Origin of the sequence: Butyrivibrio sp. XB500-5, from assembly GCF_003625505.1 — a bacterium.
Lineage (GTDB): Bacteria > Bacillota > Clostridia > Lachnospirales > Lachnospiraceae > Butyrivibrio.
In genome coordinates, this window is the sequence record NZ_RAIS01000005.1 from 132,874 (window position 1) to 152,890 (window position 20,017).

Here is a 20,017-nt window from a genome sequence, read left to right on the forward strand (position 1 = left end):
ATGATAAACGTGTTGTATATCGTTTTCAACAATATTTTTGTGATTTTTGCAATTTTTATTCAAATTTTAGGTTTATTTTGTATCATAGGGACGATTAGAGTTCTTTTATAAGACATCAAAAAGCACGTTGCTGTATGATATGTACCCAGAATTCTGGACACATATCAACTGTCAACGTGCTTTTATTTATTACCATCTTCTTTCCGGTTCGGGAATATATGGTAAGTCTTCAAACATATCATCTATATGGTTGACAGGTTCATCGCCGGGATCCTCGTCTTCCCCCAGCATGTGGAAACAGATCTGTCTGCCGTCTGGTATTAAAAGATAAACATCTCTGTCTTTGGTCCTGTAGAAGGTAACTTTCGTTCCCTTGGGGAGGGTGATATCCTCCATGGAATCGGGATCTTCGGGTGTTTTGCTAGCTTCAAGCTCCAAGTCCTTCTTGGCAGTCATGACATCTCCGCTCTTGGCAATAGGCTCCCCATTTTCTCTTTCCTAGAAAACGGCGCAGCCTCAGCTACGCCGTTTTATTATTTAGATTGTCTTTAATAATTCTCTGCCTTGAGCTGGAAGTATGCCTGCGGGTGGTTGCAGATGGGGCAAACTTCGGGAGCTTGCTTGCCAACCACGATGTGACCACAGTTGCTGCACTGCCAAATGCAGTCGCCGTCGCGTGAGAAGACGATCTTGTCCTCGACGTTCTTAAGAAGCTTTCTGTAACGCTCCTCATGCTCTTTTTCGATAGCGGCCACGCCCTCGAAGAGCTCAGCGATCTCGTCAAAGCCTTCTTCTCTTGCTTTCTTTGCAAATGAAGGATACATTTCCTTCCACTCGTACTCTTCGCCTTCTGCCGCGTTCTTGAGGCAATCTACTGTTGTTCCGATGCCTTCAAGGATCTTGTACCAGATCTCAGCATGTTCTTTTTCATTGGCTGCCGTCTCGGCAAATATATTTGAAATCTGCACATATCCTTCCTTCTTAGCCTTTGAAGCGAAGAATGTGTATTTATTTCTTGCCTCGGACTCGCCGGCGAAAGCTGCCATCAGGTTCTTTTCTGTCTCGGTGCCTTTGAGATCTGCTGCTCTGCATCTCCATTTGTTGTTCTCTGCCATAAAAATCTCCTTTCGCGTTGAAACGTATATTTACACTTTTATCTTAACCTTATCCGGATTAGATACATATCTGTTTGCTCCCGATGCCGCCTTTTCAATCAGGAACCCTTGTTCAGATAATCTTCCGAGGACATTGCTCCTAAAATATGTAGATGGTGTTACGCCAATAGCATCTGCTATTTCCCTTGCTGTACGTGGTTTATTGAAACAAAATGACAAAACTTTCAGATCGTTCTTTCCCTCAAGCAACTGTTCAACATATACTTCACTCTACTTCACTGTGAACTTCACCGACTTCACTGTGTGTTTAAATAGCGCAAAGCCGGCACATTTATTAGATTTTCAGCCGCGCGTATTAGTATTCTACCATTATCTTGATATATTCGTCAGCCTTATCGCGCATAATTTCAAGTCCTTGCTGCATCTCGTCGAGTGTGAACCTATGGGTAATGAGGTTCTCGGGCGAGAATCCGCTCTTTCTGATCTCGGATAGCCTTGAAAGAACGTAGTTCCAGTCGTCGAGAGCAGGAGCGTTGGTGCCAAGCGGATTTCCATAGAATGAGGAATTCCAGGTTCCGACAAGCTTAAGCTGGTTGCGGAGGATCTTCCAATAGACTTCGCGCTTCAAGCTCATGTCCGAGGCGGGGTTTCCGACAAGAACGACGGTGCCGAGCGGAGCGGTTAAGGATACTGCGCGCTCGTAGGCTTCTGACGTTCCGATGCATTCGAAAAATACGTCGGCGCCGGAGGTTTTCTCGCGGACGAAATCCGCAGGGTCGCCCTCGCGATAATCCCAGAGGTTGCTGAGCGCAAAGCCCATATCTACAAGCTTTTCCATCTGGATGCCTTTGTTGTATATGCAGTAGATGTTGCGGTAGCCCGCGTCTCTAAGGAACATTGCAAGTAAGAGGCCGATTGTGCCGAGGCCACATATAAAGATAGACTTGTTCGCGTCTGAAGGCGTTGTATAGCCCTGTTGCGTACCCGCACCGGCGCATATTTCGAGACCGGCTTTTCGCATTGCATGAACCGCAACGCACATAGGCTCAAGCATTGCTGCTTCGCTGTCGGTTATTTCATCAGAAATTGGAAGCAAGTTCCAAGTAGGTACTGCCACGTACTCCGCAAATCCCCCGTCGCAACGCGATCCGAGGTAGTCATAGTTAGAGCACATCTCGTAGTGCTTGTTTTTGCACTGAGCACACTCCATGCAGGGTTTTAGCGGGAAGATGCCGACTCTTTTCCCTACAAGTTCTGGTGCAGTCTCGCATTCCTCTACTGTTCCGGAGAATTCGTGACCGGGAATGAGCGGCATATTGTGCGCGCCCGTTTTATATATGCGCGGGATGTCGGAGCCACAGATGCCGCACGCGCGCACCTTAACAAGAGCCTCGTTCGCTCTCGGAACGGGCTTCTCCACATCCGCGTAACTTATTTCGCCTATGTCGTATAGAACTTGTGCTTTCATCTATATCTGTCTCCGTGTTGCTGAGCGCAGAATTCACGCTCATTTTCAGTACTTCTCCCGGAAGATCTCCTCGGCGCGCTCCATATCGGCTGCGCTTGTGATCTTGAAGTTGCGCACGTCGCCGGGGATCATGGCAACCTTCATACCTGCCATGACTGCAGGCTCAGAGGAGCCGTGAACAACGAGGATCTTGTCGGGAATGAGTTTCCTGTTGGCGTCGAGATATTTCTTGTATGCAAAAGCTTCGGGTGCCTGACCCGCAAATATCGTATTTCTGTCAAGGAGCTCGTCGACCTGAACGCCGCCGTGGCTTAAATATACGGTATCGTTCATGGGAAGAACGGGCATAGCTCCGTCGTGGTCCGAAAGCGCCTCAAGACACGCTGTGATAAGCTCTTCGGTTACGAAGGGTCTTGCCGCGTCATGTACTATCACGTTGTCGGTCATGTCGCCAAGTCCCAGAAGCTCGATAGCTTCAAGGCCGCTTAAAATCGAAAGCTGGCGGTTCTGACCGGGATCAGCATAGCCAAGGATCTTCTCGCTGATGGCAGGGTAATCAACAATTGCATTTTCGATGTCTTCGCGCCACTTATCCTCCGCAACTATTATGATGTTTTGAACTATGGGGAGATTTCCGAAGGGCTCCAAGCTGTGCACGATCATCATCTCGCCTGCCAGATCCACAAACTGTTTGGGGACATCGCCGCCGACTCTGCTGCCGACGCCGCCCGCAAGAATTATAGCTACATTCATACGCTCACACCTCTACATTTTCAAGCATTACAGGTATATTTCTGCTTGCGCAGTTCATTGCGGCAACTCCTGTGTCGCCGTAGTACGCACTCCACTTATCTATGAAATCAAGACTTCGTCCCTCTTCATCAAAGATAACGCCCGGCGTGTTCTTTGCCTTCTCTACAAAAGCAAGATATCTTTCGCGCACCGAAGGCTCTGCCTTGTCAAGATTTCCGGTCAGGTAATCCTGAGGGACAAAGACCGATACGAGCTTGTCGTTCTGCGCACCTGCGAATGTCTCGAGCACGCGCTCGAACTTATCTATAGCCTTTTCACCGTGATAGATAACGGTGCTGATAGTGAAGTAATAAATGACCGCCTTACGGCCTGCATATTCGCCAAGGAACTCCTTCCACTCGCGATCACGTGCCTCTTCTTCAGGGGAAACGGAACTTCCGCCATGGCCGTGCGCGCCGGTATCCGCTCCGCCATTCACGCCGTCCGCCGAGTCGCTTGCTCCGCCGCCGACTGCAGCGCTCCAGTCCTTTCCGACATACGGCGAAACTTCAATCTTCTGCTCCCAGAAGGCACGGGTCTCTTCGCCGGAGAGGGAGATGAGCTTCTCGAGATAGAGCTCGCGCTGCTTCTCCGACTTAAGCAGCACCTTATCCGCGTAGACAACGGCGGGCTGTTCGGCGAGGATCTCGATGCCGCGGCAGGCTTTGTCATCGCGGTCGATGGGGTCGTCGATGTCAAAGCAAGGGACATAGACGAGCTCATCGGTGAAATTTATAAGATTTGATGAGTAGAAGAATTCATGCACGGTAAGTGCCGTATTCTCTGCATCGTAGGGAACCTGGATCACAATCTTGTCGGGACGGATCTGCGCAAAATCAAGCTCCTCGCAGTTTTCTACGCCGACATAATCGGGGAAGAGCATACGCTCATCATGCATTTCACCCACGTTTCCGTAGTAATCGCAGTCATAGAAATTTATGGGATATACGTGAACATCATGGCCATCGGCCTTATACCTGTGCCACAGGCCTTCCATGGTCTCCCACCACATAGCTCTGCAAGGAAGGAACACAATTGTCTCCTTTTCCTTTACCGGAGCCGGAGCAAGCATTTTTGTCATGTATCTTTTTACCGATACAAGCATGTGATTTGCATCAAAAGTATATCTGTAAGGATTATGCTCAAGTTTCTTCTTAAGCGCTCTCTCCTGGCTGATATAGCACGGATACTCATGCATACCGCCGCCCTTACGTATCTCCATATAGTTTCCGTAGTTGCTTGACAGAATCTGGTCATAGCAGCACGGAATCTGGATTGTCGTATTTTCAAACTTCATCTCAAAAGTCTTTTCAAAAAACTTCTTAGGAAAAATATGATTGCCGTACATCATATAAAACGGCATCAAAGCAACCCTGTCGCCGTCGGAAACAGGGCACTCCATATAAATTTTCTCGATAAGAAGCTCAAGCTCTCTTTTTAATTTTTTGCCTCTTTTAAGATGAACATGATTTTCTTTCTCAACATCTATGAGCAAACTTTCAATGTTCTTGGCAAGATCTCCGAGTTCGTCCTTGGCCTCAACGGCGTTGTGGACGAGGATGGCTCTTTTGGCCCTGTCATAACGCTCTTTTTCCTTAGCCTCGTCGGCAAACATTCCGTCCATGGGGAAAATATCGACACCGACCGTATACGGGCAGCCGCTGAACTCATCCATATGTTCCTTGGTGCAGTCGATGGAGCTGCAATTAACTATTCTTCCGAGAATGTTGTCATAACCTTCCTCAATATCTCTCAGCGAAAGAATGATGTACTCCTTGGGAAATTCTTTTTTGGCAATCTCAAAAAAGCGCTCGTAATCATCGCGCATCATGCAAATATCAAAGTCATCGTCCCACGGAATATATCCGCCGTGCCTGACCGCGCCGAGCATCGTTCCGTAGTCGCCAAACCACTGAATATCGTGCTTTTCACACAGCTTAGCGATCTCAGAAAGGATCTGCAGCTGTCCCGCCCAGTAACGCTTGATCATCGTCGGGATATAAAAGCCGTTCCTGACCTCTTCCCTAAAAAAAGAAAGCGGAAAGCTGATCTCTTCTAGTGGTACCATCTTCATTTCTTCATCGGGATTAGTATTCATCAAGCTCTTTTAGCTCCTTATCATCGGGATTAGTATTGATCATCGAATTGTACAGGCTCCTTATCGAGGTATGAAAAATCAAGTTTCCTTACAGCCGGGATAATATCGGCGTATTCAGCTCTTTTGCCGAATAAAAGAGTTGTTCCGAGAACAAATCCGTCCATCTTCTTTGGCACGTACTCGCGCATTCTATCCGCTCCGCAAGCCCCGTCCCAGTAGAGCTCGAAGCCCATTTTTTTCCTAAGATGCAAAAGAGTGTCGATTTTCTCGCCAACGAACGGCAAAAACATCTGACTGGCGTTGCCGGGATTGACCGCCATAACAAGAACTCTGTCGACGATGCGAAGGAGCTCTCTTATAGATTCCACGCTGGTTCCGGGGTTTATCGCGATGCCCGGATGCAGACCGTAATCAATTATCTTAGAGATTGTCGTTGACGGGTGATACTCCGCCTCGGGATGAATGTAGACGGTATCGCCCTTTCTGAGATATCTGAGGAAAAGATCTATATTATTCCTCGGGTGCTCGATCATAAGATGCACGTCGAGCGGCTTCTTACTGATCCTAGCAATTGAGATCATGTCATATAAAGACATGGCAAAATTATGGACATAACGACCGTCCATGATATCTATGTGAAAAGAGTCTATTCCGGCCGCCTCAAGCGCCTTGACCTCTTTCTCAAGATTGCCGAAATCGGCGCACATCATTGACGCCGTAAGAACAAAATCACTCATATTACCCCCTCGTCAAGTCAAAACATTACACTGAAAAACCACTTCTATTTTACCACAGAAATGCGCTATAGTGGCGGTTTTACAGGCTTTTTTGCCCGCAAAATTCTTAATGTATCTTTGCAATCTCAAGCCACGGGTTTATATACACCGAAAGGTCGCACAGATCAAATATATAGCCGTTTTTCCAAGTCACATAATCAAAGCTTATCTGATCCCTCGTGTGCTCGTAGGACATGTACTCATCCCACCAATCCTGCATAACCTTCTTAAGCGCCTCGTCGTGGTGATCGCGGACTATGCAGGTAAGCTCAGCGATATAGCCTTTTGCGGTATATCCGTTTTTCTTATAAACCTCGAGCTGCGTATCGAGAGCCGCCTTATCGGCCTTTCCGCGCTCGACGATAAGAACCGCCTCATCCATTATGCTTTCCGAACAAAAATGAGCAAAGCATATCATTCCGCAGTCACGCCTGTACGTATCTATAAAGGTGCGAATATCTTTTTTTATGATCAAGGATCCGTCGATATAGACCGAATAATCATATTCCGGGAAAAAGATATGAGGAAACATCTTGGGATAGCGCGAAAGCCTCACGCTGCTTAAGTTATCGGGATTGTCGATAACTCTTATCTCCCACTTGCCCTTATAATCCGGTCTTTCTCTGTCTGTTAAAAGAACATACGAAAGGCCCGAGTCTCCCGTTTCAGGTTCATTTATCTCGTCATAGTCCCCGGTGATGACCGTGTAAACAACGCCCTTTCCCTCAAACTTATCCGAAGGCGTCGGGTATCTTAAATGATATTTTTCTCTGACGTGATCGACCTGTCTTATATATTCAAGAAGGTTATCCAGCTGCATACTTTTCTTTTCAAGATGCGCCGCCGCTTGCTTCAGACTGTCCGCAACCTCTGCGGATACTCCGTCGTCCGGGCTACTGTATGCATATTTGATGATCGCGTCCATTGAAAGAATCCGCAATCTGTCGACATCAAGGATGTTCTCATCGGCCTCTTTGTAGAGTCTTTCAAGCGTATCTTCATTTTCATCACACAAAAGATTCGCATTCAGCGTCTCATATACAGACAAAAAAGCCTCCCGCACGCCGTCTTTGCCCATAGTGCCTGCGTTCTCGTATAGGTATGACAAAATTTCGTTTATCTGCTTGATCAAATCCGCGTTCTTCATAAATAGTCTCCATGCTCAAAAATACAAGGCATATATGATGTATGGATTGCTCCGACTCGTTTCCGCAATTTTCACAATCCTATATCAATTATAGCAGATATAGTGCTACAATAAGTCTATGAATGTGATAGTTTACAGATATGACAGCATTTGCGAGCCAGATTATATCGATGCTCTGAAGGCTGTCGGATTAACGATAATTGAAGACAACACCGGAAGATCTGAGCATGATTCCATGACTCTGGATGAGAGGATCACCAATCTCGGCAATTTGATCGCCGAGCACAGGCCTCTTTTTATCTTTTCCATCAACTTTTTTCCTTTTATCGCCATGCTCTGTGAGAGGATCAAGGTTCCGTACGTCTGCGTTTCCGTGGACTGCCCGGTTCTCGAGATCTATAATAATGCGATAAAAAGTCCCTACAACAGAGTTTTTCTCTTTGATAAAAAGCAGTACGAATCCGTCGCGTACGCCAATCCGAATTGCATTTTTCACCTTCCGCTCGGCGGCGCCGTGGACAGGATGAACGCCACAACGAAGGGTGCTGTCGGCTATGACTTCGACATCTCTTTTATCGGATCTCTTTATACCGAAAAAGACCCGTACGCCGCGCTCAAGCTTCCTGCGGATATTGAAAGCAGTCTCAACGAGAAGATGCAACGGCAGCTGGATGAAAAAATTTACGGACTTGAATACGTGGAAAATACGCTTACGGACGAAGAGATCAACGCTATAAAAGATGCCGATCCGGATTTTTATTCATCAAAGCTAAGTATCAGAAATCTTGACAGGCAGATAGTTCTGGATGATTATCTCGGATCTCATATAACTGTCTTGGAGAGAAAAAATATCTTAAACACTCTTGCCGATAGCATCGGAAGCTATAAGCTGGATCTTTTCACAACAAGTGACACGTCGGAGCTTCCTTCATCGATCCGAAATCGCGGCATCGCCAAGTCTTTTACCGAGATGCCGATCATTTTCAAAAAGAGTAAGATCAATCTCAACACGACCATGAGGTCGATAAGATCGGGACTCCCCCAGAGGATCTGGGATATCCTGGCTTGCGGCGGTTTCCTTCTAACGAATTATCAGCCGGAGCTTGATACTTTCCTAACTCCCGGCGTTCATCTTGAAACCTATCGTTCCATAGATGAGCTTGTCGAAAAGGCTAATTATTACTTGGAGCACGACGACGAGCGCGAAAAGATCGCGCAATCCGGATACAAAAAAATCTGTGAAGAAGACAGTGTTCTTCACAGAGTGATGGCGATGATAAAGATAATAATGGAAACGCAAGCACATTAAATAGAGTTTTGCTCGCAAAACTCCCGCGCCCGAGCGGAATTGCGTAGCAATTGAATTCATCTCCGCGAGGTGCGCATCCCCGCGGAGCTTTTTCTTGTAATAGGGGTGTAATCCCTATTACAAGAAAAAGGGCCCCGTTTCCGGGACCCTTTTTGGTAGTTGCAATTATGCAAATGACCAATTTTCCTTGTGAACCATTTAGAATTAACCGAGAAGTGAAAGTACACCCTGGTTTGTCTGGTTAGCCTGAGCCAGCATTGACTGTCCAGCCTGTGCAAGGATGTTGTTGTTAGAATACTTAACCATCTCGGTAGCCATATCTGTATCACGGATAAGTGATTCAGCTGCCTGAGTATTCTCAACTACGTTGTCAAGGTTCTTGATTGTGTGCTCAAGTCTGTTCTGGATAGCACCGAGATCAGATCTCTGCTGTGATACTTTCTCAAGAGCTGTCTTGATTGTATCCATAGCTGTACGAGCTGTTGCTCCTGTTGAGCCTGCTACTGTAACTCCGCTGACACCGATTCCTGAAGCAGTCATCTTGTCGATGCTTACTTTGATAAGGTTCTTATCATTGTTCTCGGAACCAACCTGAAGGTTCTTGTTCTTAAAGTTACCATTAAGAAGCTTTGTGTCGTTGAAAGATGTAGCCTCACCAGTTCTGTTGATCTCCTCTTTAAGAGCTGTGATCTCAGAATCAATGTAGCTGCGATCCTTTGTTGTAAGAGTGTCGTTAGCTGCCTTTGTAGCAAGCTCGTTCATTCTCTGCAACATATCGTGTACTTCGTTAAGAGCACCCTCAGCTGTCTGAACAGCTGAAATACCATCCTGAGCGTTAGCAGAAGCCTGTGTAAGACCTCTAACCTGACGTCTCATCTTTTCGGAAATTGCAAGACCTGCTGCATCATCTGCTGCTCTGTTGATCTTGTAACCGGATGATAACTTCTCACTTGACTTAGCCTGAATACCAGTTGTGATTCCAAGCTGTCTGTTTGCATTCATTGCTGTTACGTTGTGTTGTACTACCATAATATAATTCCTCCTTGAATTTGTACGGCAGCTTCCTTGCTGCTCGTTTGCTCGTTTTTGGAAATAGCTCTTAGTGCTGGCCTAAAAACTATCTCTGTTTGTTTACACTATTATTATCGACCATAAATCTAAAAAAATAACCCCCTTTTTTGAAAATAAATTATAAATTATTTCTAAAATACTAAAATCGCTCCGGATTTTAATCTCCGGAGCGATCCTAGGCTTAATTGGGTTATGTTTTTTATTACTGAAGGAGTGAAAGTACACCCTGGTTTGTCTGGTTTGCCTGAGCAAGCATTGACTGGCCGGCCTGAGCGAGGATGTTGTTGTTAGAATATCTAACCATTTCCTCAGCCATATCTGTATCACGGATAAGTGATTCAGCTGCCTGTGTATTCTCAACTACGTTGTCGAGGTTCTTGATCGTGTGCTCAAGTCTGTTCTGGATAGCACCGAGATCAGATCTCTGCTTTGAAACCTTCTCAAGAGCTGCCTTGATAGTTCCGATTGAGTTTCTTGCATTAACACCGTCAGTACCTGTTACGTTAACCTTTGTTCCGTCGATCTCAAGTCCTGAAGCTGTAAGAGCTACGATGTCGATCTTGATAACGTTGTTGTCAGCCTTGTCGGAACCAACCTGAAGGTTCTTATTAACGAATGTTCCGTCAAGAAGCTTTGTGTCGTTGAACTGTGTAGCCTCACCTGTTCTGTGGATCTCGTTTACAAGTGCATCAACCTCACTCTGGATGTATCTACGATCTGATGTTGTAAGAGTATCGTTAGCTGCCTTAACTGCAAGTTCGTTCATTCTCTGAAGCATATCGTGAACTTCGTTAAGAGCACCTTCTGCTGTCTGTACTGCTGAGATACCGTCCTGTGCGTTTGCGGAAGCCTGTGTAAGACCTCTTACCTGACGTCTCATCTTCTCGGAAATAGCAAGTCCTGCTGCATCATCTGCTGCTCTGTTGATCTTGTAACCGGAAGAAAGCTTCTCACTTGACTTAGCCTGAATACCTGTTGTGATACCAAGCTGTCTGTTTGCATTCATCGCTGTGACATTGTGTTGTACTACCATAATATAATCCTCCATGAACGGGGCCCGCGTCCGTGCTGCCTTTTCATCCTTTTACTATTGTGCAGCTTACGCGGAGTCCCTTCCATGGCTGCTTGTTTTTTGTTTGTCACTATTATTATCGGCAGTGAATGCGCGTACTTAACCCTTATTTGAATTTTTTTTCAAAAAAAATTGCAAAAATGAAATTTTATTCGATTTTTTCATTTTTGCTATAAAGTATTTGCAAAACCTTGCCGATATATGGCAAACGCCCTCTTGGAGGTTCTGCTCTCGCATTCGCTCGCCAGAACTAAGTAGTACACCAGGACTCGAAAGAACCGAGTCAGGTGATTACTTAAAAAAGGGATCGTAGGACTTTTTATCCTACGATCCCGTGTATTGTTTTTTCAGTTCTTTTGATCCAAAAACTGCGGTGGAATATCTTTGAAGTTATTCATGGTTCGATAGTAATTAAATGCCGCGGCGGATGTCTGCTTACTTACATTCATCTTCTGCCTTGCGGTGTCAAAATAGGTTTCGGCAAGCTTTTTATTCCTGCGCTCTGCCGCTTCGATCGATGCGCTCTTGGCAGTTACTTCTTCTATAAGTGCCTGCATGCGTTTGATCTGATCGGCAAACTTTTCTCTGTTTGAACCCACTTCCTCTTTTACTCTGTCGAAAAGTGACTGGAAGCCGTCGTCGAGTGCGACAAGCTTGTCAATAAGCTCGCCCTTCGTATCGACTGTGGCGTCAAACAGATCTTCGTTGACACTGTCCGGATTGGAAAGAACCTCTTTTTGCCTCTCGTTCTCAGCTTCGATCTCGGTCATTATCTCGATCTTTTTCCTAAGGCTCTCTTCCAACATATCAAGGCTTGAAGCTAGCATCCGTAAGTCCCCCTTAATTATGCATCCTTAACAACAATGTTATTGGCTCTCATGACTTCTACCCAGTTATCTCTGATAGCGTGCATGTGCTTGTTGACTTCGGCGATGATCTCTCTGTCTTTTGAGATGTTCGCCTCAACAAGTCTTCTTCCAATATAAGAATACATATTCTCGAAGTCCTGTGCAACAGCATACTTCATATCCAGAGTGTTTCTAAGATAATCAATGATACGCTCTGTCTTCATGATGTTCTCATGGGCCTTGGGGACGTCGTGCTTTTCAATTGCCATGTCCGCGATATTGAGGAACTTGATCGCTCCGTCGTAGAGCATCAATGTAAGTTCCGGGCCGCTCGCACCCATAACCTTATTGTTTTTGTACTGAGCATAAGCTTTTTGTGCTGTTGATACCGGCATATGTGTTCCCTCGCATTTCTGTAAAATTATATCCGTATGATTAGTTTTATATTATGCCATTACTGTCCGCCGCCAAAGAAGTTGGCAAGTGACGAACTGCTGCTGTTGATCTTGGAAAGCGCGGTCTCCATTACGGAGAATTTCTTGTAGTATTTATCCTGAGCCGCCTCAAGTGCTTTCTGTGCATCGGAGATCTTGGTGTTGTAAGCGCTGTACTGTGAAGCCATGAGCTTATCTTCATAGATCGTAAATGCACTGCTGTACTGAGTTCCCTTCATCATATCAAAGAGCTTGTTGTAAAGAGTCTTTGAAAGCTCTGAGAAGAAGCTCTGTACAGTATCGGGATCATTGGCGATCATACCGCTGAGAAGATCGGTGTTACCGCTGCTTACGGAATCATCCGCATCTCCGTCGATATGGAATACGTCTCTCTCGTTATCTTCTGTTGAGAAGTAACTTCCTGTTGAAATACCGAAGCTTGCAAGAGAAAACTTACTCGTCTTACCGTTCTTGTCAGTGATCTCGAAGGACTGGTTCATGATCTCTTTAAGAGCGTTTCTTACGTTTCCGATAGTCTCGTCCTTGGAAAGGAGTCCTTCTTTGATCTTCTTCTCCCATTCCTCAACTTCCTTATCGGACATCTGATCCTTCTGATCATCTGTAAGCATCTTATATTTCTTGGCAGGATCTGCATTGTAAAGAGTAGCGAACTCTTTCATAAGGTCGTTGTACTCTTTTATCATCTTCTTGATGTTGTCGTAGATTCCGCTTGTATCCTGTTTGGTCGTAAGAGTTATATCTGAAGCAACCTGATTGGCAGTTATCGTAAGTCCGTTGATCTGGAAAGTATTGGAGTTGGATTCGTATTTTACTCCGTTAAGGTAGATCTCTGCGCTGCTGCCTGCCTGGTAATTGGATTTACCATCAATCTTTTCCTCAACAAGACCAAGTGCAGTCATAGCATTTGTACTTACCATGCTAAAAGAGTTTGCTTCGCCCATTTCCTTTGATGAAATATAGAATCTTCCTGTTCCCTCATCAAAGTTGGCGTTTAATGTCTTTCCAGTGGACTCACCGGTAGTCTCATCTATTGACTTGGTACTTCTTAACTTACTAAGAACACTCTCTATAGTATCGGAAGCAGCAATGTCAACGGTGATATACTCATGTGAATTATTTCCGCCGATCTTAAACTTAAGCTGTCCTCCCTCTTCACCTGTTGCGGCGCCAAGCTCTTCCATTGTTGTGGACATGGTAGGTCTCTTAGGGTTCTCTCCTACAGTCTTAAGCTCTTTTCCCGTAAGATAAGCAGCCTTGGCAAGCTTAGTTATATCAAGAGACTGTGTGGTATTCATTGCGCTGTCGCCGGTTATAACCGTAGCGGCATTGGCATTTGATGATGTAGTTGTCTTTTTTACATAAGCGGAAGCAAATCTCATGTTGCTGAGTGTTCCGTTATAAAAAGAAACTACTTTTTTATTAAGTTCTTTCCACTTATCCTGCTTCCAGGTAAGCTTCTTCTGGTCTCCCGTAAAAGTATCGACCTTATCTTTCTTTTTCTGAGTAAGGGCTGTGATGATACTCTCGGTATCAAGACCGGAATTCATTCCTGTTATTCTGATAGGCATATCATTTCTCCTTTCTCAATCCGTGAGATGTGATCGGAAATCCGTTTCCTAATTAAACAGATATACATCGGACAGGCAGCCTATCCATATGCCGTCGTGCCGATAAATCTGCGTGTTACCTCTTTTCGTCAACCATGATGCCTGCAACTTCCCAGATCCTTGCGATCATATCAAGAGTCTCATCAGGCGGAAATTCCTTAATAACTTCCTTGGTCTCTTTGTCGACCATTTTAATGGTAACTCTGTTGGTCTTCTCATGTATGCCAAAAACAGCTTCGGCGTTGGACCGAACCTTCTTGGTCATCTCAGAGATGGCTTTCTTGATCTTGGCGTTGTCAGCCTGGATCTGTTCCTCAGTCTCCGCTCTCTTGCTCTGATTCTGGGCAAAATTCTGCGCAGCTGACTCGTTGTTGGAGCCGGCAGAATTATCTGCTGCCTCTACCTTGAGATCCATTCCCTGTACAGCACCGTTTGCCTCATATTCAGCAATCTCGCTCTGAGACTGGCTCTGTTCTTTTATCTGTGTTCTTACCTGTGGCTGCGTCTGCTGAACAAGCGGACTAAAGCCGTTAATTGCTTCCATTCCCATAATCCTATACCTCCGTGTCAGAATCAGGAATCTTACCTGTATTTATCTTGTTTACGCGTTCCATAAAGCTTATTTGGACATAAGCATAATATTTCTTACAAGGTATATCGGACAAAGTTCTTTAATCTTTAGTCGCATGACAAAAGAAAATGCTAAATTTAATAAAAAATTTAGATTTTACACGTTAAAAAGATCATTCTTCCAGTATCTTAGGTAGCAATTTCGTATATGCAAACTCTTCATACACTTTTTTCTGTCCCGCTTTAGCTATCTCTTTTCTCTCATCCTCATGTTCAAGGTAATATTCCGTAAGCTCAACCATTTCTTCCGGAGTATGCGCTATCACAAGCTCTTTTCCGTTCTCGAAATACTCCTCGATCTCTTTTTGATAAGTTGTGATAAGAAAGCCGCCTGCTGCCAAAACATCGAGAACCCGCAGCGGAACGCCTGAGATGATTGATCTAAGCGTTATATTCAGATTGATCTTGCTGCGCCTAAATATAAGGGGCATTTTGGTCTGATAATCCGCAAGTCCCATGTTCTTTACGCCTTTAATGGGTCTTGCTCCGGGCGGTGTATATAGGAAAGAATCGAATCTTTCGCCCATCCGCTCGAGTATATGTCTTCTTTCGTTGACCGTGACCTTGATGCGCAGCATATCAAGAATGATGCTGTCGTAGTTAAGGTCGTAGTTTCCCGTATCTTCGAATTTTATATACTCGCGGAGCTCTTTTACATGCTCCGGAGTGATAACCTGTTCATCGGAAAAAAGATCTTTTCCGAATATCTTTTCCTGATCGTTTATAACGTTATCTATATACTCTTTTAGATCCGGCGGTAGGCTTTGTACCTGATCGTAAAAGTTGAATTCATTGTCATATAAGTTCCCGAGAAAGCAGACATCGTGCTGATAGACCATAAGGCCGTCCGTCTCGGCATCGAGTTTGTCGCAAAACTCGGAAAGTCTCTTTTCGTTTACTCCAAGGGGCGAGTATCTGACAGTCGTGGTTCCCTTGGATTTCATCTGTCTGTATCGCTCTTTGTCAAAGACGAAGACTCTATTCACGGGATTTGTGATCGTATGCGAATCAAGCGTATAGTGCGGGCAATCGAAAACCCAGGACACATACGGAGTGTTGTATTTTTGGCATGCATCCGAGATGCAGGGGTAGTAATCGAAGCTGTAGACTATGTCGTAATATCTTTTGCCTGAAAAATCTTCCTTGGTCAAAAGAGCTCTGAACCTCTCGTCAATCTCCGGAGTAAGTTCAAAGCCTTCAAGCTGCAGTCTAAGCATATCGACTTCGTGGCCGAGCCTTCTCATGGCATCCATGCAGTCTTCGCCGTTAAATTCGTCCCAGTAGTAATATAGTATTCGCACGCTGTCCCTCTTTAAATCAAAGTTCCGCCCAAAGCAAAACCGGCCGCCCTATTCCGGGCGGCCGACGTAAGTTTAGATCAAAGCAATTTCTTAAGTTCCTCAATTCCGGATACATCTGTTGCTTCTTTATTCTCATTCTGGATCTGGATGTATACTTCTTTTCTGTAGATCGGGATATCCTTGGGAGCCGAGATTCCGAGTTTGATCTGATCTCCTCTGATATCGAGTACTGTGATCTCAATGTTGTTGTTAATTACAATTGCTTCGTTCTTTTTTCTTGATAATGCTAACATGTCCTATCCCTCCCCGTGTATGATTTAAGCGTTGGCCTTGTTCTTCTGCAGAATATCATAGATCGGGAATTTTACAGGATACTCTTCATTATCAATGATAGTCTGGGTTGCCTTCATCTCTTTTGTATTGATGATGAAAGGTCCCTTGAGATTAACTGTCATCTGCTTAAGGTCGTGCGGAACGGTAACCGTAACAAGCACGAGCATCTCATCGTTGTCCAACTCGCCGATATCGGAAACTGCTTCCTTATCAACCATAGGCTGATAATCGGGGCAAACAAAGAGCGGATCCATAACAGGCATTGCGAATCCCGGCTCTTCTATTGACTGAAGCCACTTGATCGTATTTGTTCCCTGCTCTTCGTCATGCATAAGTGTAAATCTCTTAAGATCAGGAAAACCGATTATTCCATTTGGAAAAGAAATGATCTTATTGTCTTCAATCTCAACCTCTCCAAAAATTCTAGTGTTTAATTTCATGCTGTAACCTCCATAATCCTGATAAAAATATACATTGTTATCACTTTATTTAATTATATACGTAAAAACGTACAATTACCACATTTTAATTATTTGATCAGATATAATTCATAAGAGAATTCTGACTGATCTTACCTGTAGCCATAAGGCTGGCCTCATAAGTAACCTGAGCCGATGTAAGCTGAGTAACGGTCTCGGCAAGGTCGATGTCCTCGTTTTCAGACTGAAGTGTCTTAAATGTTGTAGTCTGAGTCATGAGTCTTGAATTAACAAGGTCGAGTCTCTTACATCTTGTGCCGTTGTCCGTAACCGCGATGTTGGCTGTATCGAGAGACTTCTGAAGCGATGTTATCTTGTGCTCGAACTCCTTTTGGATGTTCTGTCTCTGATAGTTAAATGCCTTCTGTGCGGCGTCGATCTCAACTTTGATCCTGTCTTTTTCGTCTGTATTTGAAGAAGCGCTGAGCTTGTCCTCTAAGATCTTGATCGTTGCTTCCATCTGCTTAAGTTCGCCGACCATAGTGCTGAGATCATCGACATCTCTTTTAACACTTGTTGTGAAAACCGCATCAGCTGTGGTGTTTACAACCACCGACTGCGCGAATCCCACGTCATAAGCGATGTCATGGGATGCTGAACCTTTATTATACAGCACTGTCTTGCCATTTTCATCCGTATAATTGCAATTAAACAGATTTTCAGGCTTGATATCACCGTCTTCCCACTCTTTTTTGTTATAAACAACATCAATTGAGTTGGCGTTTATAAGATCGGGCAGTGTAGAAAGCTTATCGGAAAGCTCCTTGTTAAGGAGCACCTCGCCTGTAGCCACGTTAAGGTATGCAAGTGAGCCTGTCTTGTTCTCATCAAGCTTTCTGTACACGCTATCTATATCTTCCTGAGATGTTGTTGTAAATATAAGGTTGGCGCCGCCGATCTCAAGAGTTGTTTCTTTATATGAAGAATGTACGCTTCCGTTGGCTGTAACGTTGATGATGTTCCGGCTTATCGTTCCGTCGGAATTAACCTTATTGGAGCCGTCGGTAACTGTGTAGGTTCCGTCGCTGTTGACCACTGCGGTAGCGGTTCCTCCTTCGTACTCGAGCTTCATCTTGTAGGACTGTCCGATAGCGGGAACGAGAGGAAGCTTAAAGCTTACTCTGTCACCGTCTTCGTTTGTAAAAGAAAGTGTGGTCTTCTGAACAGTCTCTCTTGAAACCTGTCCGGAAAGAACATTCGCACTCTGCCGGGTCGTATCGTACACGCCGTTACTGTTGATAACGAAGCTGTAATCGGCTGAAGCTTCTGATGCCTTTATGATGTAGGAGCCGTCGATATCTTTTTTAACATCGTAAGATATTCCTTCGCTTGTAACCGTATAAGCCTCGCCCTGAGCAAGATCGTCAGGTGAAGGAAGCGCTATTCTGTGTGTCTCTCCCTTGGTTGTTGTAAATGTAAGGTTGATTAGATCCGAAGTTCCTTCAACCGAGCTTGTTGCGGGCTGAGTGAGCTGTTCTCTCCACTTAAGTTCGGGAGCTGTGAAATTGGAATCACCCTCTCTGTAATTAAGGTTGTCATAGGAAAGTCTGATCTTTCCTACGGAATATTCCTGAATGTCGTTCTCTCTTACTTCCTGCGCATTCATGTTGAGGATGTTGGTAGAGTCGAGCTTGCTCATTCCTGTAACTCTGCTTGACCAGCCGATGCTTGAAGCGTTGAACTCGTCGTTGATCCCCTTGTAGTCGGCTGTTGTTGTTCTGTCAAAAGTAAGAGCCGTGTCGGTTCTGTAGCCTGTGAAGATGTATCTTCCTGCGTAGTCGACATTTCCCGTTGAATAATACTCTTTTGCCAGTGCTTCCATCTGTGTAACTATGGTTGAAAGATCGTCTGACGTAAGGTCCATGTTGGCGCCCTTAGTAGCCTGCTTAACACAATCTGTAAGAACGGACGTAACTGTAGAAAGAGCATCGGCTGTGACATTCAGCCAGCTCTCTGCGTCCTTGGCGTTCTTCTCATAATATTGTGAAAGCTGAGTAACATTGCTGCGAAGGCGCAATGCTCTTATAGCGATAACCGGATCGTCCGAAGGTCTTGTGATCTTCTTGCCGGTTGACATCATGGTGTTAAGCTGATCCTCGGAAACCTTGTTATTATTGATATTGTAAAGAGAATTATTCTGCATTATCTTGTTGGTGATACGCATAGTTCGACCTCCGTGTGTAGACCATCCTTAGTCTGAAAAAACAATGCGCATCCGTGCACAAGTGTATACCATATAAGTTTCTCACATTGATTATCGGCAGCTTCCATCGATATCTTTAGGGGGTAAAAGAACTTTCGTATAAGTTTATTGACAAATAAAAATACCCCTTTCACTGTTTGTCCAGTAAAAGGGGTACATATCACTGTAATGAATGAAAAGAGCTTTTCAGTATTTGAAATATTCGGTATTACTATTTTAAGCACTGCCTCCAATTTATCTCACTCAACTACTCGATCAAAAATGGTAATATGTGAAATGTCATAGTTAAACCACACTTCGTAATTCTAATCTGTCAGACGAATGTCATTATTTTCAGCTAAGGAAATGATTTCGTCTAACATTTTGCAACTAAAAAAACTCAAAAAATCATTTATATGAACTTTCTTCTTATCCCCATTCAACATCATGATTCATACACGAGTTCCATCTTAAAGCCTTCAAGATTATTATTTATAACATAATTATAAAAATCTTCAGAAACAAACACATCTCCGCGTGGCAAGTCAACGATTTTAAAAATATTAGTTCCAATAATCATTTCATTTCTAAATACATATTTCTTAAATGCCATTATTCTTTTGCCATCTCGAAATGTTCGATACTCAGACAAATCATAATTAACCGCGTCAATTATTTTTAAAACATTTATCCCATAAAGTATTTCATCACCTAATTGTAACTCCAATAATTCAACTTCATCTTTGATTAACGGAAACAATACTTCTAACGCTCTCTTATTAAATACCGGAATATTAAATCCGGGAGCATCACCTTCTTTTAATTCCTCATCTTCCTCATAAAATTCAACCTTACGTGTAGTCCAATTATCTTTTAAACTTGTTCCATCAAACATATGATAATAGTCAAAATCCGCTTCTTCACATAGCTGAATACCTTTATAATTATTTACATCAAAGTCTAATCTATAAATCTTCATAGTCCCTTCCTCTACTAAAATGATCCATCCAACAATCCATTTACTTTTCTATAGTACTCATTAGTATGTAAGCTAGGATGATAAGCTGCGCTAGAAACACCCTTTTTCATTTGTAGGAATATCATATTCAGATTCAAATGTTCTACCCATCTTCGCAACATCATCTGAATTTTTTGCAGCAACTTCTGCCACATCATCCGAAGCTCCTGCGGCGACTTTCGCTCCTTTGGCGACTTCTCCGAATTCTCCTCCAACGACCATGGTTCCTATCGTTGTCAGAAGGTAGCCTGCTGATTCATAAGCCTCTTCTTTTTGACATTATCAACAAATACCACCAAGTTCCTACCATTCAGGT

At 44.2% G+C, this 20,017-nt stretch carries 20 protein-coding genes; 1 reads left to right on the forward strand and 19 read right to left on the reverse strand.

The genetic code is table 11. The annotated features are described in order from the left end of the window. Positions 1–189: 189 nt before the first annotated feature. The 7 genes from D6856_RS10175 to D6856_RS10205 form a co-directional block, all read right to left on the reverse strand. Complete coding sequence (locus tag D6856_RS10175; protein WP_120686791.1) at positions 190–456, reverse strand: hypothetical protein; 267 nt, start codon at positions 454–456, stop codon at positions 190–192. A 92-nt stretch (positions 457–548) separates the two neighbouring features. Continuing rightward, positions 549–1,115: a rubrerythrin gene (rbr, locus tag D6856_RS10180; protein ID WP_120658427.1), complete on the reverse strand. Its 567-nt coding sequence runs from the start codon at positions 1,113–1,115 to the stop codon at positions 549–551. 355 nt (positions 1,116–1,470) lie between these two features. Further along, the gene (locus D6856_RS10185) at positions 1,471–2,583 is read right to left on the reverse strand and encodes a galactitol-1-phosphate 5-dehydrogenase (RefSeq protein ID WP_120686792.1); all 1,113 of its coding nucleotides are present in this window, start codon (positions 2,581–2,583) and stop codon (positions 1,471–1,473) included. Positions 2,584–2,628: 45 nt separating this feature from the next. Then, complete coding sequence (locus D6856_RS10190; protein WP_120686793.1) at positions 2,629–3,336, reverse strand: IspD/TarI family cytidylyltransferase; 708 nt, start codon at positions 3,334–3,336, stop codon at positions 2,629–2,631. A 4-nt stretch (positions 3,337–3,340) separates the two neighbouring features. Further along, positions 3,341–5,473 (reverse strand): LicD family protein, encoded by a 2,133-nt coding sequence (locus D6856_RS10195; protein ID WP_120686794.1) that lies wholly within the window; start codon positions 5,471–5,473, stop codon positions 3,341–3,343. A gap of 29 nt (positions 5,474–5,502) precedes the next feature. Beyond that, the gene (locus D6856_RS10200; protein WP_120658629.1) at positions 5,503–6,210 is read right to left on the reverse strand and encodes a ribulose-phosphate 3-epimerase; all 708 of its coding nucleotides are present in this window, start codon (positions 6,208–6,210) and stop codon (positions 5,503–5,505) included. A gap of 106 nt (positions 6,211–6,316) precedes the next feature. Then, on the reverse strand, positions 6,317–7,396 hold the full coding sequence (locus D6856_RS10205; protein ID WP_120686795.1) for a glycosyltransferase domain-containing protein: 1,080 nt from the start codon (positions 7,394–7,396) through the stop codon (positions 6,317–6,319). A gap of 124 nt (positions 7,397–7,520) precedes the next feature. Between D6856_RS10205 and D6856_RS10210 the strand changes: the two genes are divergently transcribed. Next, positions 7,521–8,705 carry a glycosyltransferase family protein gene (locus tag D6856_RS10210; protein ID WP_207667277.1) on the forward strand — a complete coding sequence of 395 codons (1,185 nt, stop codon included), beginning with the start codon at positions 7,521–7,523 and terminating at the stop codon, positions 8,703–8,705. Positions 8,706–8,909: 204 nt separating this feature from the next. Here the strand turns inward: D6856_RS10210 and D6856_RS10215 are convergent, their stop codons facing one another. The 12 genes from D6856_RS10215 to D6856_RS15200 form a co-directional block, all read right to left on the reverse strand. Next, the gene (locus D6856_RS10215) at positions 8,910–9,734 is read right to left on the reverse strand and encodes a flagellin N-terminal helical domain-containing protein (RefSeq protein WP_120686797.1); all 825 of its coding nucleotides are present in this window, start codon (positions 9,732–9,734) and stop codon (positions 8,910–8,912) included. A 244-nt stretch (positions 9,735–9,978) separates the two neighbouring features. Then, positions 9,979–10,809 carry a flagellin N-terminal helical domain-containing protein gene (locus D6856_RS10220; protein ID WP_092245381.1) on the reverse strand — a complete coding sequence of 277 codons (831 nt, stop codon included), beginning with the start codon at positions 10,807–10,809 and terminating at the stop codon, positions 9,979–9,981. A 386-nt stretch (positions 10,810–11,195) separates the two neighbouring features. Next, positions 11,196–11,675 carry a hypothetical protein gene (locus tag D6856_RS10225; protein WP_120686798.1) on the reverse strand — a complete coding sequence of 160 codons (480 nt, stop codon included), beginning with the start codon at positions 11,673–11,675 and terminating at the stop codon, positions 11,196–11,198. A gap of 17 nt (positions 11,676–11,692) precedes the next feature. Then, positions 11,693–12,091, reverse strand: coding sequence for a flagellar export chaperone FliS (gene fliS / locus D6856_RS10230; protein ID WP_120686799.1), 399 nt, complete (start codon positions 12,089–12,091; stop codon positions 11,693–11,695). A gap of 59 nt (positions 12,092–12,150) precedes the next feature. Next, positions 12,151–13,719: a flagellar filament capping protein FliD gene (fliD, locus tag D6856_RS10235; RefSeq protein ID WP_120686800.1), complete on the reverse strand. Its 1,569-nt coding sequence runs from the start codon at positions 13,717–13,719 to the stop codon at positions 12,151–12,153. Between the two features lie 115 nt (positions 13,720–13,834). Then, positions 13,835–14,308 (reverse strand): flagellar protein FlaG, encoded by a 474-nt coding sequence (locus D6856_RS10240; RefSeq protein WP_243114073.1) that lies wholly within the window; start codon positions 14,306–14,308, stop codon positions 13,835–13,837. 193 nt (positions 14,309–14,501) lie between these two features. After that, positions 14,502–15,689 carry a CgeB family protein gene (locus D6856_RS10245; RefSeq protein WP_120686801.1) on the reverse strand — a complete coding sequence of 396 codons (1,188 nt, stop codon included), beginning with the start codon at positions 15,687–15,689 and terminating at the stop codon, positions 14,502–14,504. Positions 15,690–15,766: 77 nt separating this feature from the next. Continuing rightward, positions 15,767–15,982 carry a carbon storage regulator CsrA gene (gene csrA / locus D6856_RS10250; protein ID WP_092245403.1) on the reverse strand — a complete coding sequence of 72 codons (216 nt, stop codon included), beginning with the start codon at positions 15,980–15,982 and terminating at the stop codon, positions 15,767–15,769. A 24-nt stretch (positions 15,983–16,006) separates the two neighbouring features. Then, positions 16,007–16,462: a flagellar assembly protein FliW gene (gene fliW, locus D6856_RS10255; RefSeq protein WP_120686802.1), complete on the reverse strand. Its 456-nt coding sequence runs from the start codon at positions 16,460–16,462 to the stop codon at positions 16,007–16,009. A 97-nt stretch (positions 16,463–16,559) separates the two neighbouring features. After that, complete coding sequence (locus D6856_RS10260) at positions 16,560–18,665, reverse strand: flagellin N-terminal helical domain-containing protein (RefSeq protein ID WP_120686803.1); 2,106 nt, start codon at positions 18,663–18,665, stop codon at positions 16,560–16,562. 463 nt (positions 18,666–19,128) lie between these two features. After that, the gene (locus D6856_RS10270; protein ID WP_120686805.1) at positions 19,129–19,662 is read right to left on the reverse strand and encodes an imm11 family protein; all 534 of its coding nucleotides are present in this window, start codon (positions 19,660–19,662) and stop codon (positions 19,129–19,131) included. 90 nt (positions 19,663–19,752) lie between these two features. Further along, a complete protein-coding gene (locus D6856_RS15200) occupies positions 19,753–19,923 on the reverse strand; it encodes a hypothetical protein (protein WP_158588908.1) in 171 nt (56 codons plus the stop codon). Positions 19,924–20,017 lie beyond the last annotated feature (94 nt).